At 68.1% G+C, this 5,264-nt stretch carries 4 protein-coding genes; 1 reads left to right on the top strand and 3 read right to left on the bottom strand.

Annotation, left to right across the window (positions count from 1 at the left end; genetic code table 11):
- Positions 1-172: ESPR domain-containing protein (locus AC1D2K_RS29240; protein ID WP_478093249.1), on the bottom strand; the 172-nt coding region annotated here is incomplete at its 3' end.
- A 409-nt stretch (positions 173-581) separates the two neighbouring features.
- A complete protein-coding gene (locus AC1D2K_RS29235; protein ID WP_478093247.1) occupies positions 582-1,409 on the bottom strand; it encodes a transglutaminase-like domain-containing protein in 828 nt (275 codons plus the stop codon).
- A 332-nt stretch (positions 1,410-1,741) separates the two neighbouring features.
- Between AC1D2K_RS29235 and AC1D2K_RS29230 the strand changes: the two genes are divergently transcribed.
- On the top strand, positions 1,742-3,931 hold the full coding sequence (locus tag AC1D2K_RS29230) for a catalase (RefSeq protein WP_478093245.1): 2,190 nt from the start codon (positions 1,742-1,744) through the stop codon (positions 3,929-3,931).
- Positions 3,932-4,151: 220 nt separating this feature from the next.
- Here the strand turns inward: AC1D2K_RS29230 and AC1D2K_RS29225 are convergent.
- A partial coding sequence (locus tag AC1D2K_RS29225; RefSeq protein WP_478093243.1) for a sensor histidine kinase occupies positions 4,152-5,264 on the bottom strand: 1,113 nt, incomplete at its 5' end.

Raw genomic sequence — 5,264 nt, 5'->3', positions numbered from 1 at the left:
CGGCCACACAGGCCTGCAGCCCCTTGGCCCGTGCGAACCCAGGCATTTCGAGTTGCGAATCGGACCGGGACGTGCCGCTTGCCGTCGACTTGCCGACGCCCGTTGCCAGCTCCGATGCCACGGCCCAAAGGCCTTTCGACGCATTCCAGATGATCCTGAAAACGCAGTTCATAGTGTTCTTTCCGAGGTTGCAAACGCCCCGCCGAAGCAGGAATTGAGTACTTTCGAATTTAGGACGAAGGTACTAGTTACCTAAGGAAGGAGTTCACACAAACGGTTACGAAACTGCGCGAACGCTATGGTTTGAATAGCGGCCAAGGCCCATCCCACGAGCCTTCGTGAGATTTTTCACATTGCGGAGGGGGTTGAGCGCGCCCTTCGGCCCAGGCGCGCGCCGCCCACTGAAGCTCAGCTCAGGTGGGGGCCCGGGAGGTGGTCATGAGTGATCGCTCCCGGCGTCGGCAAGTGGGAAGTCCAGGGCTCGCTCGTAGCGCTGCGCTACCAGGGCCAGGATGGAAAGACCTGGCGACCGGCGGGGACGGCGATCTGCCGCTGATCGGCGTGCAGCGCCGTGCCGTCGGTCAGGCCGAGACCGCGAACACCTCGTCGGTCGTCACCTCGAAGCGCTCCAGCGTGTTGACGCCGAACACCATCGTGATCGGCACATCGGCCGCATCGCGGCCGCGCGCGATCACGACGCGGCCGATGCGCGGGATGTTGTGCCGGGCGTCGAAGGTGTGCCACCGCTCGCCGAGGTAGACCTCGAACCAGGCGCTGAAATCCATCGGATAGGGCACCGGGGCGATGCCGATGTCGCCCAGGTAGCCGGTCACGTAGCGGGCCGGGATGTTCATGCAGCGGCACAGCGTGATCGCCAGGTGCGTGAAGTCGCGGCAGACGCCGACGCGCTCCCGGTAGGCCTCCAGCGCGGTGCGGGTGGCGCGAGCGCACTGGTAGTCGAAGCGCAGGTGCTGGTGCACGAAGTCGCAGATGGCCTGAACGCGATCCCAGCCGGGGGGAACACCGCCGAACCGGCTCCAGGCGAACTGCAGCAGTTCGCTGTCGACCTCGCAGTAGCGGCTCGGCAGCAGGAACTGCAACGTGCCCACCGGCAGGTCGGCCGGTGCGTGCTCCATCGCGCCGTGGGCGACCGGGTCGGGCAAGCCCGGATCGAACACCACCGCCTCGTTGCGCAGTCTCACCCGGCTCACGCCCAGGGGCACCGCCACGCGGGCGCAGTGGTTGCCGAAGCTGTCGGTGTGGTGGTCGGTGCGCAGCGGCGGGCTGATCGTGAGGTTCTCCGGGCCCTGGAGGTCGCCCGCGCGCGAAGGGTGCAGCGCCAGCATGTAGATCAGCGCGGTCGGCGCCGTGACCCCGAGTTCGATGTCGAAACCGATTTTGATGAGCATGGGGCTGGCCTTGGAGGAGGGGGGGAATGCAGGCAAAGCATGCTTGATGCCACCGCCCGCGTGCGTCCCATCCTATCGAAGCGGCTGGCGCTGCGGCGTGGGCGAGCGCGCGAGGCGGCGTAGGCGCTTGCGGAACACCCGTCGGCGTGGTCCTACCGTGCATGGCTCGGTGCGCCGACAGCGGCCAGCGCGCGGCCACTACGGCCCGCGGCACGGCGCCGGCCTAAGCTCTTCAGGCGTCGGCGACAGGCTCCGGCGAGATCCTGCGAGCGGCGCTGCGGCTGCGCCGTCTTGTCTTTCTTCGCCTTTCAATTTGATCCAAGGGAATCCAGATGACGCAACCGATCAAGGCGGCCGCGGGCCGTCGCCCCAGGCCGGGTGACGGCAGTGACGGCAGCCACGCCAAGGAGGCGCAACTGGCCGCCTTCACGACCGACATCGAGGCCCGGCTGACCACCAACCAGGGCCTGCAGATCCCCGACAACCACAACTCGCTGAAGGCGGGCGCGCGCGGGCCGACCCTGCTCGAGGATTTCATCCTGCGCGAGAAGATCACGCATTTCGACCACGAACGCATCCCGGAGCGGGTGGTGCATGCCAGAGGGTCGGCCGCGCACGGCTTTTTCGAGGTCTACAAGTCGATGTCGCAATTCACCTCGGCCGAGTTCCTGCAGGACCCGGCGGTGAAGACGCCGGTTTTCGTGCGCTTCTCGACCGTGGCGGGCTCGCGGGGATCGGCCGATACGGTGCGCGACGTGCGCGGCTTCGCGGTCAAGTTCTATACGCCGCAGGGCAACTACGACCTGGTGGGCAACAACATCCCTGTGTTCTTCATCCAGGACGCGATGAAGTTCCCTGACTTGATCCACGCCGTCAAGCCCGAACCTCACAACGAAATGCCGCAGGCGGCGAGCGCGCACGACACCTTCTGGGATTTCGCTTCGCTGATGCCCGAGACCACCCACATGCTGATGTGGGCCATGTCGGACCGGGCGATCCCGCGCAGCCTGCGGATGATGGAGGGCTTCGGAGTCCACACCTTCCGCTTCGTCAATTCGCGCGGCGAGAGCCACTTCGTCAAGTTCCACTGGAAGCCGAGGCTCGGCGTCCACGGCCTGGCCTGGGACGAGGCGCAGAAGATCGCCGGCCAGGACGCCGACTTCCATCGTCGCGACCTGTGGGAGGCGATCGAGAACGGCGACTTCCCCGAATGGGAGCTCGGCGTGCAGATGGTTCCGCAGGACAAGGAGCACGCCTTCGGCTTCGACCTGCTGGACCCGACCAAGCTGATCCCCGAGGAGATGGTGCCGGTGCAGCGCATCGGCCGCATGGTGCTCAACCGCAACCCCGACAACTTTTTCGCCGAGACCGAGCAGGTGGCCTTCCACCCGGGCCACGTGGTGCCGGGCATCGACTTCTCGAACGACCCGCTGCTGCAGGGGCGGCTGTTCTCCTACACCGACACGCAGATCTCGCGGCTGGGCGGCGCCAACTTCCACGAGTTGCCGATCAACAAGGGGACCTGCCCCTTCCACAACTTCCAGCGCGACGGCATGCACCGCCAGACCATCGCACGGGGCCAGGTCGCCTACGAGCCGAACTCGCTGGGCGATGGCAAGGAGTTCCGGGTCGACGGCGGCAGCACCGGCTTCCAGTCCTTCCCGGAAGAGACCGAGCCGCCCAAGCTGCGGCGGCGCAGCCCGTCGTTCGACGATCATTTCACGCAGGCGCGGCTGTTCTTCAACAGCCAGAGCGCGGCCGAAAAGGAGCACCTCATCGCCGCCTTCCGCTTCGAGCTGTCGAAGGTCGAGGTGCCGGCAGTGCGCCAGCGCATGGTCGACAACCTGGCGCACGTGGACGAGAAGCTCGCGCGGCGCGTGGCCGAGGTGCTGGGCATCCATGCACCCGATGCGAAAGCGGCGGCAGGCCGCGCGGGATTCCGCGACCACCGTTTCACGCTTCCGATCGACGAATCGCCAGCGCTCAGCATGGCCGGCTCCGGCGACGGCTCGGTCAGGACGCGCAAGGTCGCGATCCTGGTCGCCGACGGCATCGACTCGGCTTCGCTGAAGGCGATCCGCGAGCCCATCGAGCAGGCCGGCGCGCGCTGTCGGGTGGTCGGCCCGCGGCTCGGCACCATCGCCAGCGCCTCCAAGCGCCAGATCGAGGTCGACGCCACCTTCGTCAACACGTCCTCGGTGATGTTCGACGCGGTGCTGGTGCCCGCGGGTGCCCAGGGCGCCAAGACCCTGGCTGAGAACGGGGACGCGGTGCACTTCGTGCTCGAGGCCTACAAGCACTGCAAGGCGATCTGCGCCGTGGGGGAGGGCGTGCAGCTGCTGGCCACGCTCGGCGTGGGTTCCGACCCCAAGGCGGCGCCGGCCGGCGTGGTGGTGGCGTCGACGCCGGTCACCAATCTCGGCGACACGACCGCGGCGGCGCGGATCGCGCAGGACTTCGTTGCCGCGATCGCGAAGCACCGGCACTGGGGCCGGACCCATGTGGACGGCGTGCCGGCCTGAATCCTGAGTGCGGAGCGAGGGGGCTCCGAAACCTACTGGGTCGATGCCAACACGCCGTGAGCGCGGGTCGATGGGCCGGCTGTCGCAACGTCATTCCGCGCGAGGCGTGTTCAGTGTTGACGCAAATGGTTACCAATAAGGCATGGCATGGCCGCTTTCGCGCCGTGCCGGTTCCCGGTGCATCACGGGGGCTGTCACCGCCAGCCTACAAGTTGAGCAATCAAGGAATGCTCTGGATTTCATTCTTTCGGCGCGTCGATAGCAGGGCCCTCAACTTGGCCGGCGCGACCGGCTTGGTGAGCAGCATCACGCCGCCCTGGCGCAGGCGCTGCAGCGCCTCGGGCCCGGTGGCGCCGGACACCAGCACGGGCAGCGCATCGGGCTGCAGCCGGCGCGTCGCCTCGATCACCTCCATGCCGTCTTCGTCGCGCGCCAGTTGCAGGTCGCACAGCACAACGTCGAAATGCGCGCCGTCCGCCCCGAGCTGCGCAAGGGCTTCGGCGTGCGTGGATGCGCAGTCGACCGGGCAGCCCCATTGCGTGAGCAGGGTGCGGCTGCCGTCGAGGATCGCCGGGTCGTCGTCCACCACCAGGCAGTGCAGGCCGGCCAATGGCGCCGATGCCTGCGGTTCCGGTGCCCGCGGCATCACTTCTCGCGGGCTGGCAAGCGGCAGCTCGAGCGCGAAGGTGCTGCCGGCCTGCAGCGCCGAGCGGACCGAGATGCGGGTGCCGAGCAGCGCAGCGATCCGCGAGCAGATCGAGAGGCCCAGACCGAAGCCCTGGCGGCGGTCGCGCTCGGTGTTGGCGACCTGGTAGAACTCCTCGAAGATGCGTCCCTGATGGATCGGCGCGATGCCGACACCGTTGTCGCGCACCTCGATGCGCACCGCGTCGCCGCGGCGGCGCGCCACCACCAGCACCGTGCCCTCGCGCGGTGTGTGGCGCACGGCGTTGCTGACCAAGTTGCCGACGATGCGCAGCAGCAGCGCGGCATCGCTTCGCACCGCCAGGCCGTGGTCGCGCCACAGCAGCCGCACCTGGGCCGCGGCCGCCGGTGCGGCGTGCTGCGCTTCGAGCTGGTCGAACAGCGTCGCCAGCGACACGCCGCCGATCGCGGGCGTCAGGACTTGGGCGTCGAGCCGCGAGATTTCGAGCAGGTCGTCGAGCAGCACGCCCATGAATCCGGTCGCTTCCTGCAGGCGCAAGACCGCGGGCCGCTGCACGCGCGAGGCGGTCGGCAGGAGGCCGTCGATGAACAGCCCCATCGCATGCAGCGGCTGGCGCAAATCGTGGCTCGCGGCGGCCAGGAAGCGCGCGCGGGAGAGCGCGGCCTG

Source organism: Variovorax sp. P1_H12_2 (genome assembly GCF_056405335.1).
The sequence above is the reverse complement of the archived record's forward strand: the minus strand, read 5'-3'. Positions and strand labels throughout refer to the sequence as shown.